This window comes from Novosphingobium sp. BL-S-20 (assembly GCF_055521635.1).
Genome location: NZ_CM145493.1, coordinates 1,455,340 through 1,479,845, shown reverse-complemented (window position 1 = coordinate 1,479,845; position 24,506 = coordinate 1,455,340). Strand labels below are relative to the sequence as shown.

18 protein-coding genes are annotated in these 24,506 nt (G+C 65.9%); 15 read left to right on the top strand and 3 right to left on the bottom strand.

All coding sequences use genetic code 11. From position 1 onward, the window contains the following. The first annotated feature begins 5 nt into the window (after positions 1–5). Entirely contained in the window at positions 6–2,618 is a 2,613-nt protein-coding gene (gene mprF, locus ACZ1II_RS06085; RefSeq protein WP_465143522.1) for a bifunctional lysylphosphatidylglycerol flippase/synthetase MprF, read from the top strand. Here the strand turns inward: mprF and ACZ1II_RS06080 are convergent. Both ACZ1II_RS06080 and ACZ1II_RS06075 read right to left on the bottom strand, forming a co-directional pair. Further along, positions 2,599–3,750 carry a sensor histidine kinase gene (locus ACZ1II_RS06080; RefSeq protein WP_465143521.1) on the bottom strand — a complete coding sequence of 384 codons (1,152 nt, stop codon included), beginning with the start codon at positions 3,748–3,750 and terminating at the stop codon, positions 2,599–2,601. The two genes, mprF and ACZ1II_RS06080, sit on opposite strands and share 20 nt — an antisense overlap. Positions 3,751–3,936: 186 nt before the next feature. Beyond that, entirely contained in the window at positions 3,937–4,347 is a 411-nt protein-coding gene (locus tag ACZ1II_RS06075; RefSeq protein ID WP_465143520.1) for a response regulator transcription factor, read from the bottom strand. A gap of 244 nt (positions 4,348–4,591) precedes the next feature. On the opposite strand from ACZ1II_RS06075, the gene ACZ1II_RS06070 reads away from it, so the two are divergent. The 3 genes from ACZ1II_RS06070 to ACZ1II_RS06060 are packed head-to-tail and all read left to right on the top strand — an operon-like array spanning position 4,592 to position 9,369. Beyond that, positions 4,592–6,964 carry an FdhF/YdeP family oxidoreductase gene (locus tag ACZ1II_RS06070; RefSeq protein WP_465143519.1) on the top strand — a complete coding sequence of 791 codons (2,373 nt, stop codon included), beginning with the start codon at positions 4,592–4,594 and terminating at the stop codon, positions 6,962–6,964. 12 nt (positions 6,965–6,976) lie between these two features. Further along, positions 6,977–8,365 (top strand): cytochrome ubiquinol oxidase subunit I, encoded by a 1,389-nt coding sequence (locus ACZ1II_RS06065; RefSeq protein WP_465143518.1) that lies wholly within the window; start codon positions 6,977–6,979, stop codon positions 8,363–8,365. Further along, on the top strand, positions 8,362–9,369 hold the full coding sequence (locus ACZ1II_RS06060) for a cytochrome d ubiquinol oxidase subunit II (protein ID WP_465143517.1): 1,008 nt from the start codon (positions 8,362–8,364) through the stop codon (positions 9,367–9,369). Before ACZ1II_RS06065 ends, ACZ1II_RS06060 begins: the two co-directional genes overlap by 4 nt. A 65-nt stretch (positions 9,370–9,434) precedes the next feature. On the opposite strand, the gene ACZ1II_RS06055 is transcribed toward ACZ1II_RS06060, so the two are convergent. Then, the gene (locus ACZ1II_RS06055; protein WP_465143516.1) at positions 9,435–10,625 is read right to left on the bottom strand and encodes a molybdopterin molybdotransferase MoeA; all 1,191 of its coding nucleotides are present in this window, start codon (positions 10,623–10,625) and stop codon (positions 9,435–9,437) included. 276 nt (positions 10,626–10,901) lie between these two features. Between ACZ1II_RS06055 and ACZ1II_RS06050 the strand changes: the two genes are divergently transcribed. From ACZ1II_RS06050 to ACZ1II_RS06000, 11 genes are all read left to right on the top strand, one after another. Continuing rightward, on the top strand, positions 10,902–13,289 hold the full coding sequence (locus tag ACZ1II_RS06050; RefSeq protein WP_465143515.1) for a TonB-dependent receptor: 2,388 nt from the start codon (positions 10,902–10,904) through the stop codon (positions 13,287–13,289). A gap of 169 nt (positions 13,290–13,458) precedes the next feature. Continuing rightward, positions 13,459–13,770: an STAS domain-containing protein gene (locus ACZ1II_RS06045; RefSeq protein WP_465143514.1), complete on the top strand. Its 312-nt coding sequence runs from the start codon at positions 13,459–13,461 to the stop codon at positions 13,768–13,770. After that, a complete protein-coding gene (locus ACZ1II_RS06040) occupies positions 13,767–14,135 on the top strand; it encodes a response regulator (protein ID WP_147217643.1) in 369 nt (122 codons plus the stop codon). The genes ACZ1II_RS06045 and ACZ1II_RS06040 overlap by 4 nt, the downstream gene beginning before the upstream one ends. Next, positions 14,132–16,123, top strand: a complete 1,992-nt coding sequence (locus ACZ1II_RS06035; RefSeq protein WP_465143513.1) for a chemotaxis protein CheA — start codon at positions 14,132–14,134, stop codon at positions 16,121–16,123. Before ACZ1II_RS06040 ends, ACZ1II_RS06035 begins: the two co-directional genes overlap by 4 nt. Before the next feature lie 4 nt (positions 16,124–16,127). Further along, positions 16,128–16,643 carry a chemotaxis protein CheW gene (locus ACZ1II_RS06030; protein ID WP_465143512.1) on the top strand — a complete coding sequence of 172 codons (516 nt, stop codon included), beginning with the start codon at positions 16,128–16,130 and terminating at the stop codon, positions 16,641–16,643. Between the two features lie 13 nt (positions 16,644–16,656). After that, positions 16,657–18,345, top strand: coding sequence for a methyl-accepting chemotaxis protein (locus ACZ1II_RS06025; RefSeq protein ID WP_465143511.1), 1,689 nt, complete (start codon positions 16,657–16,659; stop codon positions 18,343–18,345). 86 nt (positions 18,346–18,431) lie between these two features. Then, positions 18,432–20,204, top strand: coding sequence for a methyl-accepting chemotaxis protein (locus tag ACZ1II_RS06020; protein ID WP_465143510.1), 1,773 nt, complete (start codon positions 18,432–18,434; stop codon positions 20,202–20,204). Beyond that, positions 20,201–20,677 (top strand): chemotaxis protein CheW, encoded by a 477-nt coding sequence (locus ACZ1II_RS06015; RefSeq protein WP_465143509.1) that lies wholly within the window; start codon positions 20,201–20,203, stop codon positions 20,675–20,677. The genes ACZ1II_RS06020 and ACZ1II_RS06015 overlap by 4 nt, the downstream gene beginning before the upstream one ends. Before the next feature lie 91 nt (positions 20,678–20,768). After that, positions 20,769–21,581 (top strand): CheR family methyltransferase, encoded by an 813-nt coding sequence (locus ACZ1II_RS06010; RefSeq protein WP_465144537.1) that lies wholly within the window; start codon positions 20,769–20,771, stop codon positions 21,579–21,581. A gap of 4 nt (positions 21,582–21,585) precedes the next feature. Further along, positions 21,586–22,674, top strand: coding sequence for a protein-glutamate methylesterase/protein-glutamine glutaminase (locus tag ACZ1II_RS06005; protein WP_465143508.1), 1,089 nt, complete (start codon positions 21,586–21,588; stop codon positions 22,672–22,674). Between the two features lie 38 nt (positions 22,675–22,712). Beyond that, positions 22,713–24,455: a hypothetical protein gene (locus tag ACZ1II_RS06000; protein ID WP_465143507.1), complete on the top strand. Its 1,743-nt coding sequence runs from the start codon at positions 22,713–22,715 to the stop codon at positions 24,453–24,455. Positions 24,456–24,506 lie beyond the last annotated feature (51 nt).

The following is a 24,506-nucleotide window of genomic DNA, read 5'->3' as shown; positions in this document are numbered from 1 at the left end:
GGGTCATGCGTCTTCCCTCCTGTTTCCGGACGGCAGCGACACTCGCCGGGCGCCACCGCATGGCGCTGGGCGTGGCCGGGGTCCTGCTTCTGACGCTTCTGGGCCTGGGCGCGCTGCGGACCCTGCTGCGGAGCATCAGACCCGGCGATATCGGCCATGCCTTCGATGCGATCGCCATCTGGAGAATTGGCGCGGCGTTGGCGCTTACCGGCGTGAGCTATACGGTTCTCACGTTCTACGACGTCTTTGCACTGCGCGCGATCGGTCGGCCCCTGCCGTATCGAACCGCCGCGCTGGCCTCGTTCACGAGCTATTCGCTGAGCAACAATCTGGGGCTTTCGGTCCTGACCGGCGGCTCGGCACGCTACTACGTCTACAGCGCGGCGGGATTGACGGCTGGCGAAGTCGCGCGGGTCGTGGTGATCGCGGGGCTGACGTTCTGGTCCGGTATCGTCGCCCTGGCCGGCGCCGCGCTCGCCTTTCACCCCATGGACCTTTCGGGCATATGGTCGGTCTCGCCCTGGGTTCAGACCTGCGCGGGCGGCGCGATCCTGGCGCTGCTTGCGGGCGCGCTTGTCGGCGCCCGGTACATGCGCAAATACGGCTGGGACTTCTGGGCGCTGCCGAAGCCGGAGCCGCGCTCCCTGCTGGTGCAGATCTTGCTGGCGGCAGCGGACCTATCGGCGGCCTGCGGCGCGCTCTTCGTGCTCGTGCCGGACCTTGGCCCGGCGATGTTTCCGGCGCTGTTGCTGGCCTATATCGTCGCGATCGTTGCCACCCTGATCAGCCATGTTCCGGGCGGACTGGGCGTGTTCGAGGCGGTGGTCATCGCCCTGATGCCGGACATGCAGCGGGCAGACCTCGTCGCGGCGCTGCTCGCCTATCGGGCCATCTACTATCTTCTTCCGCTGATCCTGGCCGCGCTGGTGCTGTTGGTCTCGGCCCGGCGCCATTGGGGTGCTCCGGTGGCCGGAGCAGTCAATGCCGCCCAGGCGCTGCTCCGGCAGATCGCGCCGCCGCTGCTCTCCACGCTGTGCTTCTGCGGCGGCGCCATCCTGTTGATCTCCGGATCGGTTCCGCCTGTGGCGACACGTCTGCATGCGCTGCGGCACGTCCTGCCGCTGCCATTCGTCGAAGCCTCGCATATCGCGGCGAGCCTGGCGGGAACCGGATTGCTGCTGCTGGCGCCGGGCCTTTACCGAAGACTTGACGGGGCCTTCGTCGCCGCGCGCGCACTGTTGATTTCCGGCGCCATCTTCGCGCTCGTGAAGGGTCTGGACATCGAGCAGGCCGTGATCCTGCTGACGATCGCCGCGATCCTTCAGGGTACGCGCGCGGCCTTCTATCGGCGCACCGCGCTGGCGGCGGGGTTCTCAGCACAATGGGTTGCCGCGATCGGGGTGGTCGCCGCGGTGATGCTCTGGGCTGGCTTCTTCTCGTATCGCCATGTCCCCTATAGCAATACACTGTGGTGGGAGTTCGCCTGGCGCGGCGAGGCGTCGCGGTTCCTGCGCGCGAGCTTTGCGGTGACCGTGCTGCTGGGCGTGGCCCTGCTGGCGCGACTGCTGCGGCCGGTCGGTCCGGTCGACCGGGCCGAGGGCATGCAGGACCGGGATGTCCGTGTGCTGGCTGGTGCAGTGCGGACCGATGCGATGCTGATGCTGACCGGCGACAAGCGGCTGCTGCGATCGCAGAACGGCGAGGCGCTGCTCATGTATCAGGTGCAGGGGCGCAGCTGGATCGTGATGGGTGATCCGATCGGTCCGGTCGAGGAATGGAGCGCGCTGCTCTGGCGCATTCGCGAACTGGCCGACGCGCAGCAGGGGCGGCTGTTGCTCTATCAGCTCAGTGCGACGGCTCTGCCGATCGCCATCGATCTGGGATTGCAGCTCATCAAGTACGGTGAGGAGGCGCGGGTCAGCCTTCCGGCCTTCTCGCTCGACGGTCCGGGGGCCAAGTCCTTGCGGGCGGCGGCGCGCAAGGCGGAACGGCAGGGCATCACCTTCGAGGTCGTGCCGGCAACACGCCTGGCGCCGATCCTGCCGACCTTGCGCAAGGTTTCGGATGCATGGCTCGCCATGAAGGGCGGGCACGAGAAGTCCTTCAGCATCGGCAGGTTCGATCCCGACTATATCGCCAACTTCGACTGCGCGGTGGTTCGCTGCGAAGGCGAGATCGTGGCTTTTGCCAATATCTGGAAGACAGAGACGCGCGAGGAGCTTTCGGTGGACCTGATGCGCCATGTCGAGGCGATGCCGAACGGGACGATGGACTATCTGTTCATCGAGCTGATCCGGTGGGGTCAGGCGCAGGGCTACCGCTGGTTCACGCTCGGACTAGCGCCGCTTTCGGGCATCGAGGCTCGCCCTTTGGCGCCGCTATGGGCGCGGGCGGCAGGCTTCCTCTATCGTCATGGCGATGCGTTCTACCGTTTCGAGGGACTGCGCGCCTACAAGCAGAAGTTCTCGCCGGAATGGGAACCACGCTACATCGCCGCAGGCGGCGGCCTGGGTCTGGCGAGGTCGTTGCTGGACTTGCAGACGTTGGTCGGCGGCGGCCGGGCGAGCGCCGCGAACCGCTGCACCGCAGCTTTTCAGCTCAGCGCGGCTTCTGGATGATCCCATCGGCGGGAAGGGTGAAGCTGAAAGTCGCACCGGGACCTTGCGAGTCCGAGACCCAGATTTCGCCGCCATGTGCCTCGACGATGTTGCGGCAAACGGCCAGGCCCACGCCGACATTGCCGGGCTTCGTGGTGAACAGAGGTTCGAAGATGCGCCCGGCGATATCCGGTGCGATGCCGTGCCCGTTGTCCGCGATGGAAACGAGCAGTTCGGCATTTTCGCCCGCGCGCGCCGAGACCGTGATCGGGGTTAGAGGGCCGGTGTCTTCCTGCCTATCCTCATGCGCATCCATGGCATTGAGAATGAGATTGAGAAGGACCTGCTGAAGCTGGATGCGGTCTGCCGTCACTTCGGGGGTATCGTCGGCAATCTCGACCAGCAGCCTGAGACCGCGCGTCGAGAACTCACGCTCGAGCTGCGGCAGGACATTCGCGACGACGTCGGAAACGGCAAGCGTTTCGAGTTCGCTCTCGCGCTTCTCGGCGAATTCCCGCGCCTGCCGGATCAATTCGGCAGAGCGCGATGCCGCCAGAAGCATGCGTTCGATGTCGGCCCTCAGTTCGGCGCTGCGATGATCGCTTTCGGAAAGGCGGGTCAGCGCTGCCCGCCCGCTGAAGAGGATACTGGTCACCGGCTGGCTCACGGCATCGGTCACGCTGCGGGCGAGATGGACCATGTTCATGTCGCGCGATGCCTGTTCCAGATGGCGGCGGGCCTTGTGCAGGTCCGTTTCTTCGCGCCGATATCGGGAAATTTCGAATGCGCTCATTACGAGGGTGCCGTTCCCGCTCCCCTCGCTTTCGGCCTCTGCCGGGAAGGACAGGGAGAGGTGGAACCAGGCTGTGCTGCCGCCCTGTTCTATCCTTACGGCGCTTTCAAAGGCAGGCTGGCCGGCGAGGCAGGCGAGCACTGCGGCTTCCGCGGCGCAAGTGTCGAGGGGCAGCACCAGTCCCGCTTCGTCCGTGCCCTCGGCGAGCTGCGCCATCAGGTCTCGTGCCTTGCGGTTGCAGGCAATCAGGGCTGACGGGGCCAGAACCCGGAGCGGCGAAGGGGCTTTCGTGAAGTGCGCATCGGCTAGGAAGGACACGATATCCAGTTCCCAGACCGCGGTGCAGATCCGGTCAAGCATGGCGCTTCTCCGTCGGCCGATGGCAGGCGGGGGCAGGAACGACATGCGGCGGATCTTGATGGCGCTGCAAATAGGTCACGACGGCTTCCGGATTGAAAGAGGCCGTTAGCTATTTTCCGATAAAGGTTATCCTGTATTGGACGATTCTGCGATTCCGGGACCATTTGCCCTGCCGATTGGCCGAAATCAGGCGCTTGCGATCGTTTCCAGCAGCTGGTCAGGGCTGATGGGCTTGGCGAGGAACGCCTTCGCTCCCCTGGCGATGGCGAAATTTCGTTCCGCGATCGTCGGATAGCCGGTCATGATCACGAGTTCGCCGTGCCAGCATTTGCGGATGAGTTCCGCCTGCAAATCGAGCCCGCTCATCCCCGGCATGTGCAGATCGGAGACGATGGAATCTATCCCGTCGATCCGGTCGCAGGCGAGCAGTTCCTCGGCAGTGGCGAAACTTGCGGTTTGCAGGCCGATGGACCGCAGGAAGCTGTCGAGGGATTTCCGAACGTCGGCATCGGCGTCGACGATGCCGATGAGGGGCGTTTGGGGCGATGGTGCGTTCAACGCTTTCTCCATGATGGTAATGCGCGCCGGAATGAGCACTCGCGTGAACTCCAGATCGGAAAAGAACGCTCTCGTGACAATTGTCTACTGGTCTTGTTCGCCCCCTTCCCAAGGCGAAGAACCCGTGTCCTTTCGGTGCCGATTTGACGTTGCATGTATGAGCTTGGACTTGATTGCCCAAAAAGCCATGGAGCTTGCCTGCCGAAGAAATTTCCCGTCGGTTCCATGACAAAATGCGGCTTATCTACAAGCGATGCGAAGGCGGTCGCCTAGTTTCTGGTTCATGGACAAGAAACGACCCGATGGAATTCGCGAGTACGACGAACCCGCAGGTGGTTGGGACGCCCTGAAGGCCGTCGCGATCGCGCTGAAGCGGGAGCAGATCGTCGCCCAGGGAACGCGCACGCTGCTGAAGAACAATCAGCCCGCAGGGTTCGACTGTCCCGGTTGCGCGTGGCCCGATCCCAAGCATACTTCGGCCTTCGAGTTCTGCGAGAACGGCGCCAAGGCCGTCACCTGGGAATCGACCGCCAAGCGCGTCCCGCCCGAATTCTTCGCCGAGCACAGCGTCTCGCAGCTATGGGAAAAGCCGGATCACTGGCTGGAAGGGCAGGGGCGCCTCACCCATCCCATGCGCTACAATGCCGAGACCGACCATTACGAGGCGGTCGAATGGGACGAGGCGATCGCGGATATCGCTGCGCGCATGAACGCGCTGGATCATCCCGACCAGGCCGAGTTCTATACGTCCGGACGCGCGTCGAACGAGGCGGCCTTCCTGTTTCAGCTCTTCGCGCGCGGGTTCGGCACCAACAATTTCCCCGACTGTTCGAACATGTGCCACGAGCCGACCTCGGTGGGGCTGCCACGCTCGATCGGGATCGGCAAGGGCACGGTTACGCTCGAAGATTTCGACCACTGCGACTTCATCCTGTCCATCGGGCACAATCCCGGCACCAACCACCCGCGCATGATGACCTCGCTGCACGCGGCGTCGCGGCGCGGGGCGACGATCGTGGTGATGAACCCGTTCAAGGAACGGGCGCTCCAGCGCTTCCAGGCGCCGCAGGAGCCGCTCGAAATGGCGACGATGACATCGACGCCGATCGCCTCGACCTACTTCCAGGTCAAGGTCGGCGGCGATGCGGCGGCGCTCAAGGGCATCTGCAAGGCGCTGGTGGCGATGGACCGCGAGGAAGTGGCCGAGGACGGCGCGCGGGTGCTCGATCATGATTTCATTGCCGGACACACCGCGGGTTTCGACGCTTTCGTCGCGGACCTCGATGCCGCGCTCTGGAAGGATATCGAGGCATCGAGCGGCCTCTCCCGCGCGGACATGGAAAGCGTCGCGCGGGCCTATGCGCGCTCGACGGCAGCGATCGTCTGCTACGGCATGGGCATCACCCAGCATCGCACCGGCACTTCGAACGTCCAGCAGATAGCCAATCTTCTGCTCCTGCGCGGCAACATGGGGCGGGTGGGCGCGGGGATATGTCCGCTGCGCGGCCATTCCAACGTCCAGGGCAACCGGACGGTCGGCATCACCGAATTGCCGTCTCCGGCCCTGCTCGACGGTATCCGGCGCACGTTCGGCTTCGAACCGCCCGTAAACGACGGCCACTCCGTGGTCCATGCGATCGCGGCCATGCGCGACGGCGCCTCGAAGGCGATCATCTGTCTTGGCGGCAATCTGGCCGTGGCCGCGCCGGACCCGCATGCCTGCTATGCGGCGTTCCGCAATCTCGATCTCGCCGTATCGATGGCGACCAAGCTCAACCGCACGCACTTGCTGACGGGCCGGAAGGCGGGCAGCGCGACTTATATCCTGCCGGTGCTGGGGCGCAGCGATGCCGATATCCAGGCGACCGGCATCCAGTCGATCACCGTCGAGGATTCGATGTCGATGGTCCATGCCTCGCGCGGGTTCCTGAACCCGCCTTCGGGCGAACTGCGGTCCGAACCGTGGATCATCGGCAAGATCGCGCAGGCGACGCTGGCTGACAGGGTGCCGGTCGATTGGGACGCGCTGATCGGCGACTATGCGCTGATCCGCGACAGGATCGAGGGCGTGTTCCCGGACTTCGCCGGCTACAATGCCCGGATCAGGCAGCCGGGCGGGTTCCAGCTGGTCAATTCGGCGGCGATGCGGGTCTGGAAGACGCCGAGTGGCAAGGCCAATTTCCTGCTCTTCAACCATCTGGAGGAAGATCTCGCACCCGAGGACCATGATGTCCTGCGGCTCGCCAGCATGCGCTCGCACGATCAGTACAACACGACGATCTACAGCCTCGACGACCGCTATCGCGGCGTTTTCGGACGGCGCGACGTGCTGTTCCTGAACGAGCGCGACATGGCGCGGCTGGGCTTCGCGGAAGGCGATCTCGTCAATGTCGAGGCAGCGCTTCAGTTTACGCGCCCGGACCGCATCGTCCGCGCGCTGACGGTCGTGCGCTACGATCTGCCCGACGGCTGCTGCGGGGCCTACTATCCGGAAACCCAGCCACTGATCGCGCTGGAGCATCACGATCCCGACTGCCTGACGCCGTCCTACAAGTCGATGCCGGTGCGCCTGCGCCGCGCCGGGCCGGAGGATGCGGGGCTTAGCACCGTCGTGCGCGAGGGCCTCGTCGGCCGCGCCTCGAACGCCGCCGCATAGGAGCACATCCCGATGTCTGCCCTGATCCTCTCGCGCCTCCAGTTCGGCTTCACCATGGGGTACCATATCCTGTGGCCCGCCTTCACCATCGGCCTGGCGTGGTTCATCGTCTTCCTCGGCGTCGCCTGGCTGCGCACCGGCGATCCGGCCTATCGCCAGCTCCAGCGTTTCTGGATCCGCATCTTCTCGCTGGCTTTCGGCATGGGCGTGGTGACCGGGGTGGTGATTTCCTACCAGCTCGGGCTCAATTGGTCGAACTATGCGCGGATGACGGCCGACGTGATCGGCCCGCTCTTCGTGCTCGAAGTGCTGACCGCCTTCTTCCTGGAGGCAGGCTTCGTCGGCGTCATGCTCTTCGGGCAGGGCCGGGTCAGCGACAGGTTCCATCTGGCCGCTTGCGCTATCGTCGCGACCGGCACGGTGATCTCGGCATTCTGGATCATCACTGCCAACAGCTGGATGCAGACCCCGACCGCCTTCACGATCGCGCCGGACGGCCGTTTCGTCGCCACCAGTTTCTGGGGCGTCGTGTTCAACCCGTCGATGCCGTTCCGCCTGGCCCACATGCTGACCGCCAGCTTCGTGACGGGATCGTTCGTCGTGGCAGGCGTCTCCGCATTCTGGCTCTGGCGCGGACGCGAGGAAGAGCAGAACGCGGCGCGAGCCTGCTTCTCCCTTGCGCTGTGGCTGGCGGTCGTGCTGGTTCCGCTCCAGATGGTCCTCGGCGACCAGCAGGGCCTCAATACGCGCCAGTATCAGCCGATGAAGCTGGCGGCGATCGAGGGGCGCTGGGAAACCATGTCGCGCGCGCCGATCAACCTGATCGCCTGGCCGGACCAGAAGGCGCAGAAGAACGATTTCGCCATCGAAGTACCGCTGCTCGGCAGCATCATCCTCACCCATTCGCTCGACGGTACGATCAAGGGCCTGAAGGAAGTCCCGCCCAGCGAACAGCCGCCGGTGCTGCCGGTGTTCTTCGCCTTCCGTGTGATGGTCGGCTGCGGCATGGCCATGCTGGCGATTGCCGTGACCGGGCTGGTACTGCGATTGCGGCGGCGCTTGTTCGTCTCGCGGCGGTTCCTGCTGGTCTGCATGGCGGGGGTGCCGCTGGGCTTCATCGCCACGATCGCGGGCTGGATGGTCACCGAGATCGGACGGCAGCCTTACGTGGTCTATGGCTTCCTGCGGACGTCCGACGCGGTTTCGCCGGTCGCAGGCGGCGCCGTCGCCTCATCGCTCGGCATTGCGCTGCTGCTCTACAACCTGCTGCTGCTGGGCTTCTTCTTCTACGCCGGGCGCATGGTGTTCAAGGGACCGGCCAGTTCCGGCCCGGTCGCGCTTGTGGGGCGCAAGGCCGGGGCGATCGGCCTCACTGCGCGCCGGAAGGACACGGAACAATGAACTGGATCGATTTCCCGACGTTCTTCGCCTGCGCCGCAGGGGTCGTGATCGCGCTTTACGTCACGCTGGACGGTTTCGACCTAGGCGTGGGCATTCTCTTTCCCTTCGCGCCGCGCACGAGCGACCGCGACGTGATGATGCGCTCGCTCGCCCCCATGTGGGACGGCAACGAGACCTGGCTGGTACTGGGCGGCATGGTGCTGCTGGCGGGCTTTCCCGTCGCCTTCTCGATCCTGCTTCCGGCCTTCTACGTGCCGCTGGCGCTGATGCTGCTGGGGCTGGTGCTGCGCGGCGTGGCGTTCGAGTTCCGCGCGCAGGAAGGCTTCCTGGAACTGGTCTGGTCGATTGCCTTCACCGCCGGTTCGGTGCTGGCCGCGTTCTGCCAGGGCGCCGTGCTCGGCGCCTTCATCGGCGGCGATATCCGGGTGACGGACACGCATTTTTCGGGCGGCCCGTTCGATTGGCTCGGACTGTTTTCCTGCCTGACCGGCCTCGGCGTCGTCGCCGGCTATGCGCTGCTGGGGGCGGGCTGGCTGATCTGGCGCACCGAGGGCAATACCCAGATTTTCGCGCGCGAGATCGCCCGTCCGGCGCTGCTGGCGACCGGCGGCGCCATCGCGCTGGTCAGCATCTGGACGCCGATCATGTTCCCGCACGTTGCGGCGCGCTGGTTCGCGTGGCCTTCCGCCCTGCTGCTGGCACCGCTACCGATCGCGGCCGTCCTCGCCTGGTTCACCATCTGGCGCGGGCTGTGGGGCGAGCGGCAATGGCTACCCTTCGCGGCGAGCATCGTGATGTTCGTGGTCTCCCTCGCCGGTATCGGCGCGAGCATCTGGCCCGATGCCATTCCCGGCGTGATGACGATCCGGCAAGGCGTCTCCTCGCCCCGGACCCAGGCCATCGTGGCGGGCGCGGTGATCGTGATCGTGCCGGTGATCCTGACTTATGTGACCTACAGTTACTGGGTCTTCCGCGGCAAGGTCGGCCCGCGCGAGGCGGCCTGAGCCTCAGAGTCCGTTTGAAAATGCTCGTGAGGGCATTTTCAGAGCGGCACCAGCCCCAATGTCTTTCAGTCGCGCAAGTCGTCGAACAGCGGGAACAGCGCCGAAGGACTGTTCCCGCCGCGCACCAGCCAGGCATTGGCCTCCAGCAGCGGACGCATCAGGTGCGACTGCTGGCCGGGCAGGATCGTTATCTCCATCCCGGCGCCGAGGCCCGTCCCTCGTGCCTTGAGAAACCGGGTGGGGCCGGCCTCGGGTGGCTCGGGCAACACCAGCGCGGCGCGCTCCGGTGCCAGACCGAGCAGCGCACGCACTGCCGCCATCACGAAGAAGCGCGTGCCGACGAGGGCGGAAACCGGATTTCCGGGCAGTCCGAAGATCGGCGTTCCGCCGCCGCTGCGGGCGAATAGCACCGGCTTTCCGGGACGCATGTGCACCCCGTGGAAATGGACCGCCGCCCCGATCCGCTCGACGGCATGGCGTACATAGTCGCGTGCGCCGACCGAGGCACCGCCGGTTGTGACGATGATGTCGGGTCCGGTCGAGAGAGCCTCCAGAATGGCGTCGCAGATCGCCTCGATCTCGTCCCGCACGGTTACCCGCTGGACGATCTCGCAGCCCGCTTCGATCAACGCCGCTGCGACCATCGGTCCGTTCGCATCGATCACGCCGCCCGCAGCCGCACCGTCTGCCGGGACGAGTTCGTCTCCCAGCACCAGAATCGCCACTTTCGGCTTAGCGCGAACGGAAAGCGCGGCGACGCCGTAACAGCTCAATGCCCCGATCGCGGCTGCATCGATCCGGTATCCGGCGGACAGGACGCGCTCGCCCGCGCAGGCATCTTCGCCGGTGCGCCGGATGTTGGCGTGAAGCGGAACCTCTTCGGTCAGGACCAGCGCATCGCCAAGGATCGTCGCCTTCTCCTTGATGACCACCGCAGCGGCATTTTGTGGCACCGCCGCGCCGGTGAAGATCGGCATGGCTTCGTCCGAGGCCAAAAGCCTTGCCGGATCGCCCGCGTACTGCGGCGTGCCGAGGCGCAGGCGCCGTTCGGCAGGACCCGCGATCCGGTCTTCTCCGATGGCGAAACCATCCATCGCCGACATGTCGAAAGGCGGAAAGTCCCGCGCGGCGATGACATCCTGCGCGAGAATTCGGCCCGCCGCCGCGTGGGTCGGAACCGTCTCGCCAGGCCCCGGCGAAACCGCCTCCGTTACCAGGCCGAGGGCCTCGGCAAATCCGATGCGAAACGCATTCATGCTCTCTGCTTCCCCATTGCGGACCGAACGTCATGCCTTCGGTCCGTCCATCGAAGCGCCCGGCATGAAGCGATTGCCGTCCGCGCTCAAGGGTGATGAGGTCTTCCTATACCAAGGTTCAGTATTGGCCGCGCCGCGCTTGCTGTCAGGGGAGGGTGTCCGCTTGTGCCCATACCCCTAAACCATGGGAGGGGTGCTATATACGAGCAAATATATTTATTCCTCTACGGGCATCGGCAATGGGAGTTGCCGTACAGGGAAAATATGGGGACCATCATGAAATCGCGCCTGCTTCGTTCGACTGCGCCGGTCTTCGCCATGGCGGCGTCGGCCATCGGTTTTGCCTGTCCTGCAGCGGCTGCCGAAGCGCAGCGGTCGGAAACTGTGGTGGAGGCGGGAGAGGAAGGCCTGACCCCGATCGTCGTCTCGGCCCGTCGCCGTCTCGAAGATGCGCAGGACGTACCCGCCGCGATCTCCGTCGTCAGCGGCGCGCTGCTGGACCGCTCCTATACGGTCAACACCAACCTGCTGAGCCAGCTCGTGCCCAGCCTCAACTACAGCTCGGCGAACCCGCGCAACACCGCTTTCACCATCCGCGGCCTCGGGTCGAGCGTGGTGGCGGTGAGCCAGGCGAACGACGGGCTCGAACCCGGCGTGGGCTTCTACATCGATCAGGTCTACCACGCCCGCCCGGCGACCGCCGCCTTCGACTTCTCGGATATCGACCAGATCGAAGTGCTGCGCGGCCCGCAGGGCACCCTGTTCGGCAAGAACACGACGGCGGGTGCGATCAACATCACCTCGCGCCTGCCGACCTTCACGCCCGAGGCGAGCGAGGAAATCTCGCTGGGCGAGAACCGCTTCGTGCAGGTCAAGGCCTCGGGGTCCGGCCCGATCACCGACACTCTGGCCTTCCGTATTTCCGGCCTCGTGACCCGGCGTGACGGCGTGATCCGCAACGTCGCGGACGGGCGCGACCATAACGGGATCGGCAACCAGGCGGTGCGCGGCCAGTTGCTTTTCCTCCCCACCGACAGCTTCAAGCTGCGCCTGACCGCCGACTTCACCCGGTTCCAGAGCGATTGCTGCACGCAGGTCTATCTGCGGGTCGGCCAGAGCCTGCGCAATCCCGCGCGCCAGTATCCCGCGCTTGCCGCCGGGCAGAACTACACCCCCGCCAGCACCAATCCCTACGACCGCGTGACCGATATCGACGGCCCGCTCGATGTCGACACCAACGAAGGTGGCGTCTCGGCCATCATGGACTGGGACTTCGGCAATGCCACGCTCACCTCGGTCAGCGCCTGGCGCTTCTGGAACTGGGATGCCGAGAACGACCGCGACTATACCGGCCTGCCGATCCAGATGTCGCAGCACATCCCCTCGCGGCAGGACCAGTTCAGCCAGGAACTGCGCCTCGCCTCGGACGGCGACACGCGGCTCAGCTATGTGCTCGGCCTCTATTACTTCCGCCAGAAGATCACCGGGCGCCCGATCAGCATCTACGGCCCGCTTGCCGCCTACTGGCTGATCGGCCCGACGACGGGCGCGAACAATACGCCGGTGCCGGGCAACCTGCTGGACGGCTACGGCACCGACGGGCGCACCCGCTTCGTGACCGACAGCTATGCCGCCTTCGGCGAACTCAACTACAAGCTGACCGACCGCCTGACCCTGACCGGCGGCCTGCGCTATACTTACGAGACCAAGGATGGGGACTATAGCAGCACCGTCTACGGCGGCCTCGCAACGACCAATACGGCGCTGATCAATGCCAAGCTCTCGGTCCTGCGCCCGCAGAGCTATTCGGCGAGCGACAAGGACGGCAGCCTTTCCGGACGTGCCAACCTAGCCTGGACCGTGACCGACGGATTGATGGCCTATGCCGGTTATGCGCGGGGCTTCAAGTCGGGCGGCATCAACATGTCGGGCTTGCCGCTCGACAACGCCAACCAGCCGGTCCTTTCCACTGCGGTCATCAAGCCGGAGAAGAACACGACTTACGAAGTGGGTCTGAAGTCGACGCTGCTGGACCGGCATCTGATCTTCAACCTGACCGGCTACTGGACCGACGTGACCGACTTCCAGGCCACCATCGTCGACAGCACGCAGACGGTGGCGCTGCGCGGCTATCTTTCGAACATTCCCAAAGTGACGGTCAAGGGCATCGAGGCCGATGCCACGGCGCTGCTCGCACCGGGGCTGACGGTTCGCGCCTCGGGTTCCTATTCCCACGGCGAATACAGCGACTACCCGGCCGGCACTTGCCCGCTGGAGCTTCAGAGCGCGGCGACCACCGCCTGTTCGCTGACTGGCCAGCGCCTGTCCGGCCTGCCGCGCTGGGCCGGATCGCTCGGGATCGATTACAACCTGCCGGTTTCCGAGAGCGGCAGCCTGATCCTGCACAGCGATACCAGCGCGCGCAGCGGATATTACGGCGACCCCAGCCTTTCGCGCTACACCTGGATCGGCGGCTATACCGTGACCAATGCCGTCGTCGGTTATCGCTCCGAGAAGGGTTGGGAAGTGGATGTCTTCGCCCGCAACCTGTTCAACCGCGACTATATCCAGAACCTGACGATCCAGGCGGGCAACTCCGGTCTCATCCTGGGAACGCCGTCCGATCCGCAGATGTTCGGGATCACTTTCAAGGCCTGGCAGTAAGCCCGGCCGCCTTTTCGATCGGGCCGCTCCCTCCCGCAGGAGAGAGCGGCCCGATGCGTGAAAAAATACGGGAGAAGCGCCTTCTTCTCCCGGAAATCCTCTAGAATTAGAACATCCCCCCGTTCGCGCCGACGCGATTTCCTTCGTCGGCGAAATTCCAGAGGAAGTAATGCGCCAGTCCTTGGTAGTACCGGATTCGGTGACGGTGCGTTCCGCTCACCAGTTCGCAGGTATTCTCTCCGCCGAGTACGATGCGGAGGGCGATCTCGATCTTGACTTGTCTGCACTGAACGAAGTCGATCTTGCCTTTGTCGAGATCCTCTACTCTGCCCGCGATCAGTGGACGCGGGCGGGGCGCGACCTGCGTCTGGCGCATCCTGCCGGCGGCGCGGTCGCCGCGCTGCTCGAACGCGCTGGCTTCCTCACGGACCTCACCCCTCAGGACCTCGAATTCTGGTTCCACGGAGAACTGCCGCAATGACTGCCTCTATCCTTACCGTCGACGATTCCCCCAGCCTGCGCATGGCGATCCGCATCGCGCTGACCGGCGCGGGCTACGACGTCACCGAAGCGGGCGACGGCGTCGAGGGACTGGCCGCAGCGGGCGCCAAGCGGTTCGACCTGATCATCACCGATCTCAACATGCCCAACATGGACGGGCTGACGATGATCCGCGAACTGCGCAAGGCGCCGGAGCAGGCGGGCATTCCGATCATCTTCCTCACCACCGAGAGCGATGACGCGATGAAGCAGCAGGCCAAGGCCGCCGGGGCCACCGGCTGGCTGGTCAAGCCTTTCGTGCCCGAACAGCTCATCAAGGTTTCGCGCAAGGTCCTGGGCCGGTGAGCACGCAGGACCCGATCGCGGCGTTCCGCGTCGAGGCGGGCGACTTGCTCGACCAGATCGAGCAGGGCCTGCTCGATCTCGGCCACCGGCTGGATGACCGGGGCCTGATCGACGAAGTGTTCCGCGGGCTGCACACGCTCAAGGGCTCGGGCGCGATGTTCGGCTTCAATGCGCTGGCCAATTTCACCCACCACTGCGAGACCGCCTTCGACCGCGTGCGCAAGGGGCTGGCCCCGGCGACGCAGGAGCTGGTCGCGGTGATCCTCTCGGCCCGCGACCACATGCGCGCGCTGATCGAGGGCGACGGTGCCGGGCTGGAAAGCGCGGGCGCGGCGATCCTTGCACAGCTTCAGGCGGCGATCGACGGCGCCTCGAGCGAAGCGCCTGCCGCAGCTGCGGTTCCCGCCGCGCCGAAGGGCTGGCGCCTGTTCTTCCGCCTGCCCGCAGAGGCCATGGCCAACGGCACCAATCCGCTGATGCTGCTCGATGAGCTGCGCGATCTCGGCGAATGCCGGATCGTCGCGCGCACCGACACCATTCCGCCGCTGGCCGAACTGGTGCCGACCGAATGCCACATCGGCTGGGACGTCGAACTGCGCGGCGACATCTCGCGCGACGATATCGACGACGTGTTCATCTTCGTGATGGACGACATGGAACTGACCGTCGAGCCGCTCGAAGTCGAGGCTTCCGACGCACCGGCGGCAGTGCTTGCCGAACCACTGGTCGATGTACCCGCAACCGATGCACCCGCAGTGGTACAGGACAGTGCGGCGAGCCGCACGCCTGCCAAGCCCGCCGGTGAAAGCGTCCGCGTGCCTGCCGAGCGGCTCGACGAACTGATGGACCGCGTGGGCGAACTGGTGATCGTCCAGAGCCGCCTGTCGCAGCTTGCCAACGGTCACGGTTCTGCGGTCGGCAACGAACTGGCGCTGCGTTCGATCTCCGAGGAAATCGAACGGCTTGCGGGCGAGTTGCGCGATACCATGATGGTCCTGCGCATGGTTCCCGTCGCCAGCCTGTTCAGCCGCTTCCGTCGCCTCGTTCACGACCTCGCGCGCGAGACCGGCAAGACCATCGAGCTCTCGACCGAAGGCGAGACCACCGAAGTTGACAAGACCATGATCGAGCGCCTCGCCGATCCCATGGTCCACCTGATCCGCAATGCCTGCGACCACGGCCTCGAAACCCCCGAGGACCGCCTCGCTGCAGGCAAGCCTGCTGCCGGACAGGTCCGCCTCTCGGCCCATCAGGCGGGCGGCGAAGTACTCATCACCATCCGCGACGACGGGCGCGGGATCGACCGCGAACGCGTGCGCGCCAAGGCCGAGGCGCAAGGGCTGATCCAGCCCGGCCAGCCGATTTCCGACCACGACCTGCTCCAGATGATCTTCCATCCGGGCTTCTCCACGGCGGCGCAAGTCACGAACCTGTCCGGGCGCGGCGTCGGCATGGACGTGGTGAAGCGCACGATCGAGAGTCTGCGCGGCACGATCGACATCACCTCGGCACCGGGCGAAGGCTCGACCGTGGTGCTGCGCATCCCGCTGACCCTGGCGATCATCGACGGCCTGCTCGTCCGCGTGGGCGAGGGCCGCTACGTGATCCCGCTCGGCGCGGTGGAGGAATGCCTCGAACTCAGCCTTGAGGAAGACCTGCGCTCGCGCGGTCGCAGCTTCATCACCTTGCGCGACCGGCTGGTGCCGTTCCTGCGCCTGCGCGAGATTTTCGACACCGGCACGCGGCCCGATCCGCACCAGAAGATCGTCGTCATCGCTACCGGCAGCGAGCGCGTCGGGCTGGTGGTGGACCAGATCATCGGCAGCCACCAGACCGTCATCAAGTCGATGTCGCCGCTGCACCGAGATGTCGCGACGTTCGCGGGGGCCACGATCCTCGGCGACGGCGGGGTCGCGCTGATCCTCGATGTCGCCCAGCTCGTCATGCTCGGCCAGAACCAGGAGGAGCGGCTGCGCGCCGCCGGATAAACCCATGCCCGAACCTACTTCCACGCAGTGGGATGGCGAAGGCCGTCTCGAAGTGCTGACCTTCAACCTCGGCGAGGAGACTTTCGCGCTGGAGGCCACGCTGGTCCGCGAGATTCTCGACCTCCTGCCCGAAACCCGCGTGCCCGGCGCGGCGCCGCTGCTGGGCAGCGTCGTCAACTTTCGCGGCAAGATCATCCCGATCGCCAACCTCAGGCTGGCTTTCGCCATGCCCGAAGCCGAAGCGACGGTCGACAGCCGCATCGTCGTGATCGAGACCGAGGCGGAAGGCGAAGTGTTCCAGATCGGCATCCGTACCGACAAGGTTCATGAGGTCGCCACGCTCGACCGTTCCGCCAGCGAAGAACCGCCTGCGGTCGGCATGCGCTGGCGCCGCGATTTCGTCCGCGAACTGGTTCGCAGACAGGACGGCGTCGTCGTCCTGCCGGACCTTGCCGCGATCTTTCGTTCACTGACCGGCACAGGCGATTCCGCTGCCGGTCAGCCATCCACAGTACATTGAGGCGGGGGCCATCATGCGTGCAACGATCAAGCTGAAGCTGTGGGGGACCTTTGCGATCCTCCTTATCATCCTGTCGGTGACTATCGCGGTCGGCATTTCCCGCCTCACCTTGCTGAACGACGCCATCGGCGGTCTCGTCGCCGGTCCGGCCAAGCAGCTCGATCGCGCCCGCGCGATCGACGGCGGCGTCAGCATGATGGTTCGAGCCGAGAAGAACCTCGTTCTCACCGACGATCCGGTTGAGCGCCGCGAACTGGAGACGAACATCTCCACCTGGCGCGACAAGGTCGAGCAGGAAGTCGAGCAGGCCAATGCCGTCGCCTCGGAGGAGACGCGGGCGACCTGGGGGCAGCTGCGCGAGCAGTGGAATGCGTTCAAGCCGGTGAACCAGCAGGTCAGCGAACTCAGCGGCCGCGACAAGACCGCCGCTGCGACCCTGACGATGGGCGAATCCCGTGAACGCGCCAAGGCCGTGACCAAGACCGTCGAAACCCTGGTCCAGGCCCAGCAGCGCATGATGACGAAGGCCGACGACGATACTGAAGTGGCCTACGGTTCGGCCCGTTCGCTGATGATCGGCATGGGCGTGGCCGCGGTTCTCATTACCGTTATCGCCGCTGCCTGGCTGGCGCTGCTGATTGCGCGCGGCCTCAAGGCGGCCGGAGACGCCATGCGGCAGGTGGCCGAAGGCGACCTGACCCGCACCGTCGAAGTGACCTCCAACGACGAGATCGGCGACCTGCTCGGCCATGTGAATAGGATGATCGAGCGCCTGCGCGGTGTGGTCGGCGATGCGAACGTGGCGGCGGAGAACGTCTCGGCGGGCAGCCAGGAGCTGTCGTCCAGTTCCGAGCAGGTCTCGCAGGGTGCGACCGAACAGGCCGCCGCTGCCGAACAGGCTTCGGCCTCGATGGAAGAGATGGCCGCCAACATCAAGCAGAACGCCGACAACGCGGCGCAGACCGAGAAGATCGCCCGCCAGTCGTCCAAGGACGCGGAATCGAGCGGGGTTGCCGTGGAACGCGCGGTTGGCGCCATGCGCACGATCGCCGAGAAGATCGGCATCGTCCAGGAGATCGCCCGCCAGACCGACCTGCTTGCCCTGAACGCGGCTGTCGAAGCGGCGCGTGCCGGGGAACATGGTCGCGGTTTCGCGGTCGTCGCCTCGGAAGTGCGCAAGCTGGCCGAACGCAGCCAGCACGCCGCCGCCGAGATCGGCGCGGTCTCGACCGAGACCGTGCAGGCCGCCGCCGAGGCGGGTGAGATGCTCTCCAAGCTGGTGCCCGACATCCGCCGCACCGCCGAGCTGGTCTCCGAGATCAGCGTGGCCTGCCGCGAACAGGATATCGGCGCGGCGCAGATCAACGAGGCGATCCAGCAGCTCGATCAGGTGACCCAGCAGAACGCCGGGGCCTCCGAGCAGATTTCGACGACTTCGGAAGAGCTTGCCGCACAGGCGGAAGAGCTTCAGACCTCGATCGCCTACTTCCGCACGTCGGATAGCGGCAGCCGCCGCGCCGCTGCTCCGGTGGCGGTCCGCAAGCCGGTTCCGGCAGCCCGCAAGGCTGCTCCGGCTCCGGCGCGCAGTCCGCGTGCGCTTTCGGTCGCCGATCAGCAGGCCCGTGTTCGCGGCTTCGCGCTCGATCTCTCCACCGGCGGGCCCGACAGCGAGGACGAGGCGTTCAGCACCCACGCGGCCTGACGCGCCCGCCCGTACCGATCCTGATTACCGACTTTCCCCCCAATCCCTTTTTCAGGGTTCCCATTGCCATGCGCGCAACAATAAAAATGAAGCTGGGCGTTACCTTCGCCATTATCCTGATCCTGCTTGCCGTCGTCGTCGGCGTCAGCCTGACGCGGCTCGGTACGCTCAACACCGCGATCACCGATCTCATCAACGGTCCCGCCGGGCGCCTTGCCCGCGCGCAACAGGTCCAGGTCGTGTTCGGCACGCTGGCGCGCAACGAACGCAGCATGACGATGACTAACGATCCCGAACAGATGCGGGAATTCGACGGCAAGGTGACCGAGGCGCTGTCGGAATTCGAGCGCCTGCTGGATGCCGGCGACGCCAATGCCCTGCCGGATACCAAGCAGGCCTGGCGCGACATGCGGGCCTCGTTCGAGCGCTTCAAGCCGCTTGACGCGCGCATTCGCAATCTGGCGCGGGCCAACCAGAATGAGGAAGCCGCCGCGCTCGCACTCGGCAGCGGCCGCGAGGTACTGGACGGGATCGTTGCGCAGACCGACGCCTTCGTCGAGCGCGCTCGCAACGACATGGCCCAGGTCGACAAGGATACCAACGCGCTTTATTCCTCGTCGCGTGCGACGCTGCTGACCGTCGCTGCCATTGCCATCATCGGCGCGCTGGTGGGCGGTGTGTGGATTTCGCTGATCGTTTCGCGCGGCCTCGGCCGGGTGAGCACTGCGATCAATGCAGTGGCCATCGGCGATCTCGACAACGACGTCGAAGTGACTTCGAACGACGAGATCAAGGACCTCGTCGATACCGTCAACCGGATGACCGCCAACTTGCGCGTCAGCGCCGCCCTGGCCGACAAGATCGCCGACGGCGACCTTACCGTCACGCACAAGCCGCTGTCCGAACAGGACACGCTGGGTCATGCCCTGGTTCGCATGATCGAGCGTCTGCGCGGCGTCGTCGGCGATGCCACAGTGGCGGCCAACAATGTCGCCAGCGGCAGCCAGGAACTGTCCTCGACTTCCGAGCAGGTCTCGCAGGGCGCGACCGAGCAGGCCGCCGCTGCCGAGCAGGCCTCGGCCTCGATGGAAGAGATGTCGGCCAACATCAAGCAGAACGCCGAGAACGCGGCGCAGACCGAGAAGATTGCCCGCCAGTCGGCGCAGGACGCGGAAGCCAGCGGCGTGGCCGTGGACCGCGCTGTCGGCGCCATGCGCACGATCGCCGAGAAGATCGGCATCGTCCAGGAAATCGCCCGCCAGACCGACCTGCTGGCGCTCAACGCAGCCGTCGAGGCGGCGCGCGCCGGTGAGCATGGCCGCGGCTTTGCGGTCGTCGCCTCGGAAGTGCGCAAGCTCGCCGAACGCAGCCAGGGCGCGGCAGCGGAAATCAGCGCGGTTTCCTCCAACACTGTCGATGCGGCCACCGAGGCGGGCGAGATGCTTTCCAAGCTGGTGCCCGATATCCGCCGCACCGCCGAACTGATCTCGGAAATCAGCGCCGCCTGCCGCGAGCAGGACATCGGTGCAGGCCAGATCAACCAGGCGATCCAGCAGCTCGACCAGGTGACGCAGCAGAACGCCGGGGCTTCGGAGCAGATTTCCTCGACCTCGGAAGAACTCGCGGCGCAGGCCGAGGAGCTTCAGGCCTCGATCGCCTACTTCCGCGTAGAGGATGCCGGCAAGTCCGTCCGCAGCGTGGGCGCGCGCAAGCCGGCGCCGATCAAGGCCGCGATCAAGGCGCCTGTTAAGCGACCCTCGGCGGCCAATGCCCAGCCCCGGACCAACGGCTTCGCGCTCGACCTCGCGATGGGCGGTCCGGACGACCACGACGACGCCTTCGGGATGCACGCGGCATGAGCAACGAGCAGGAAATCCAGGCCGTGACTTTCGGTCTGGGAGCGGAGATCTTCGCGGTGCCGGTGGCACTGGTCCGCGAGATCCTCGACTACCGCGAAACCTTCCGCATTCCGGGCGGCCCGGATTACCTGCTCGGCCTTACCGACATGCGCGGCGAGGGCGTGACGACGATCGACTTCCGCTTGCGGCTCGGCCTGCCGCCGGTGGAGCCGACCCCGGCGACGCGCATCCTGGTGGCGGACATTCCGCTGGAGGACCGCGTGCTCGTGCTGGGGCTGGTGGTGGACCGGGTGATCGAAGTCACCAGCTTCCGCACCGATCAGATCGGCGGTGCGCCGGATGTCGGCGTGCGCTGGCCTTCCGAATATATCGGCGGCGTGGTGAAGCGCGACGAGGGCTTCACCGTGCTGGTGGACATGGCGCGCATCTTCTCCGCCGAGGAAGCCTCGCGCCTCTCCGCCGCAGCTGCCTGAAGACCCTCTTGATTCCGGAGCCGCAAAGATGACCGCAGCCGCCCTGGCCACTCGCAGTTCGCCTTCCGCGCAGCCCCATGGCAGCGACCCGATGAGCAAGCGCAATTTCGCGCGGCTGGCGGCCTACATCTACGATTATTCCGGCATCAAGATGCCCGAGAGCAAGAAGACCATGCTCGAAGGTCGGCTCCGCCGCCGCCAGCGGGCGGTGGGCGCGCAGACGCTCGACGACTATTGCGACTACATCTTCGCCGAGGAGAACCTCGCCGAGGAAGGGCTGTCGCTGATCAACGCGGTCACCACCAACAAGACCGACTTCTTCCGCGAACCGGGCCACTTCGACTATCTGAGCAAGGTGATCCTGCCGGAAATGACCGCGCGCGGCGTCCGCTCGATCCGCGCCTGGAGCGCCGCCTGCTCGACCGGGCCTGAGCCTTATACCCTGGCCATGGTGCTGGACGATCATGCCGAGACCCAAGGCGGCCCGGCTTACGGCATTCTCGCCACCGACCTCGATACCGATGTGCTCGAAACCGCGCGCACGGGTATCTATCCGCGCGAGCTGGTCGATCCGGTTCCCGACGCCCTGCAACGCAAATATGTGATGTTCCCGCGCGATGCGGCGCGGCGCGACGTGCGCATGGTGCCTGCCTTGCGCAGCGCGATCGGCTTCGCCCGGCTCAACCTGATGGACGAGCGCTATCCGGTGGGCGAGCCGATGCACCTGGTGTTCTGCCGCAACGTCCTGATCTATTTCGACAAGCCGACCCAGAAGCAGGTGGTCTCGCGGCTCGTCGATTGCCTGAAGCCGGGCGGTTACCTGTTCCTCGGCCATTCGGAATCGATCACCGGCCATGGGTTGCCGCTGAGCCAGGTCGCCAATACCGTGTTCCGGAAGGGCTGAGGCGATGCTCGCGAAGAAGAAGATCCGCGTTCTCGTTATCGACGATTCCGCCAGCGTGCGTCAGACGATGACCACGATCCTCCAGGAAGACCCGGAAATCGAGGTGATCGGTTCCGCGCCCGACCCTTTCAGCGCCGCGCGCCGGATTCAGGAGGAAGTGCCCGACGTCATCACCCTCGACGTCGAGATGCCGCGCATGGACGGCATCACTTTCCTGCGCAAGCTGATGTCGCAGTGCCCGGTGCCGGTCGTCATGTGCTCCTCGCTGACCGAAGAAGGCTCCGAGACGCTGCTCCAGGCGATGGAAGCGGGCGCTGTGGACGTGATCCTGAAGCCGCGCATTGGCGTGGCGGATCATCTCGCCGAGCACAATCTCCAGATCCGCGACGTTGTGAAGGGCGCTTCCCGCGCCCGCGTGCGCGGACGGCCTGCGGTGCGGGAGGCGAAACCGGAAGGTCCGGCCAAGAAGCTCACCGCCGATGCCGTGCTGCCCCCGCCGAGCGGGCGGGCCATGAGCCGCACCACCGAGATGGTGGTCTGCCTCGGCGCCTCTACCGGCGGCACCGAGGCCTTGCGCGAAGTGCTGGAAGCACTGCCCGCCAATGCGCCGGGCGTCGTCGTGGTCCAGCACATGCCGGAAAACTTCACCCGCGCCTTCGCCAAGCGCCTCAACAGCCTCTGCGAAGTGGACGTGAAGGAAGCTGTCGACGGCGATCCCGTGCTGCGCGGCCATGTCCTGATCGCACCGGGCGGCAAGCACCTGATGCTCGAACGGCAAGGCGCGCGCTATCATGTTTCGGTCAAAGACGGCCCGCTGGTCTCGCGCCATCGGCCTTCGGTGGACGTGCTGTTCCGCTCCGCCGCGCGCTCGGCGGGATCGAACGCGGTGGGCGTCATCATGACCGGCATGGGTGACGACGGCGCGCGGGGCCTGCTGGAAATGAAGCAGGCCGGTGCCCGTACTTTCGCGCAGGACGAGGCGACGTCGATCGTCTTCGGCATGCCCAGAGAAGCCATCGCGCGCGGCGCAGCGGACCGGGTGATCCCGCTCGGTTCCATCGCCCGCGAAGTGCTCGCGGCGACCAACCGATGATGACCACGCCAGCAAATGCCCCAGAACAGAGATCGCCGATGACCGACATTGCCTATTTCCCCGAAGCCGCGCTGGAGCCTGTCGCACCGGCATCCGGCACTGGACCTTCGCTGGTGGAACTGAGCGAGGCCATTGCCGCCATCGCCGCGGGCCTCGACGCGCGCTTCGTGGCGGCGGGCATGGCGTTGGCGCGGGCCTACGAGATCGTCGAAGGCCTGATCGGCGCTCTCGAAAACGTCACCAATGCCTTCGAGCGCGAATCCGCCGACGCCGCCGTGGGCAACATGCGCGGAACTGCCGACCGATTGATGCAGCTGCCCGCGATCCAGGCCACGCGAAAGGAAGCGCTGGTTTCGATCGAGCGGGCCAGCGCGGCGCTGTCGCACCAGATCGACCAGGTCAACCGCACGCTCAGTTTTCTGCGCATCTGCGGTCTCAACATCAAGGTGGCGGCGGCGGGTTCGGGAGACTTCTCCGGGTTCGCCGATACGATGTTCGTCAAGCTGGACCTCGGCGAAACCGAAATGGAGGGTCTCTCGCGCGAGATCGCCTGGCTAGCCGAAGCCGTGCCCGCCATGTTCGAAGTGGAGCGCCAGCTGGCCGGGGAATGCGCGCAAGTGATCCCGCATGTTCCGCGCAAGCTCTCCGACGATGCCGTGGCTCTGCAGCAGCATCAGATCGATCTGGCCGAGCGTGCGCAGCGGATCGCCGAAGTTGCCCGGCATATCCGCGCGCAGGTGGGCACCGCGCTCGGCGCGCTCCAGGTCGGTGACAGCACGCGCCAGCGGCTGGAGCATCTGGCGGACGGACTGGTCGATATCGATGCTTTCATCGCAGCGCCCGGCGAGCTTCCGGCAGAAATCGCAGCGGTAATCGCAGATCATGCCGTGGCGCTGATCTCGGCGCAGGCGGTGGATACGCTGGAGACCTTCCAGCGGGAATCGCGCCTGCTTACGGGCAGCCTGCGCGGCATCGGTCCAAGTGCGGCCAGCCTGCTCGAACTGCGCGACGGCGGGGATGGAGAGGGCGACGGCGTGTTTCTCCACCGGCTGGAGCGCAGCGTGGCCGACGTGGCCAGCGTCACCGAACGCCTGCGCGAGGCCGACGCCCGTTCGAACCGCCTGAGCGGCCTTGCCTCGACGACCGCCGAGAACCTCGCGCAGCGACTGGCGACCGTCCACCGCATCACCAGCGATGTGCAGCAGATGGCCTGGAACACGGACCTGCGCTGCTATCGTATGGGCGATGAAGGGCGCGGACTGGCGGTGGTCGCATCCGAAATTCGCGGTTTCGCCGCCACTCTGGCGACGATCGCCTCGGGCATCGCCCAGTCCTTCGACGGGCTGACAGCCGCCGCTGCCGTCATTCGCGGGTCGGACGACGATGCGCCCGTCGATGCCGGAGCGGCGCTGTCGGAATCGCTGGCCAGCATCCGCGACGGCGGCGAACGCATGCGCTCTGGCCTGTCGGACCTCGACGAAGGCGCGGTTTCCGTGACCGCGATCCTGGAGGAAACGACCGGCGCGATCGATTGCGAGGAAGACGTGGGCGGCCCGCTCACGGCGATTGCCGAACGGCTCTCGGTGCTCGGGCGCGAGGCTGCGGAAATCCCCGAGCCGGGCGAAGCGGCCTTCGGTGCCCTGTTGGGGACGATTGCGGCCCGCTATACGATGGCCCGCGAGCGGGAGGTGCACCTCGCATTCCAGCCCGGCGCGGAAGTAGCGCCGAGTTCCGACCCCTTCGACCTCGACGATGACGATTTCGACGACGGCCTGTTCTAGGAATCCGACTTTAGAGCGTAAACGAAAAGGAGCGCTCCCGCACGATGCGGG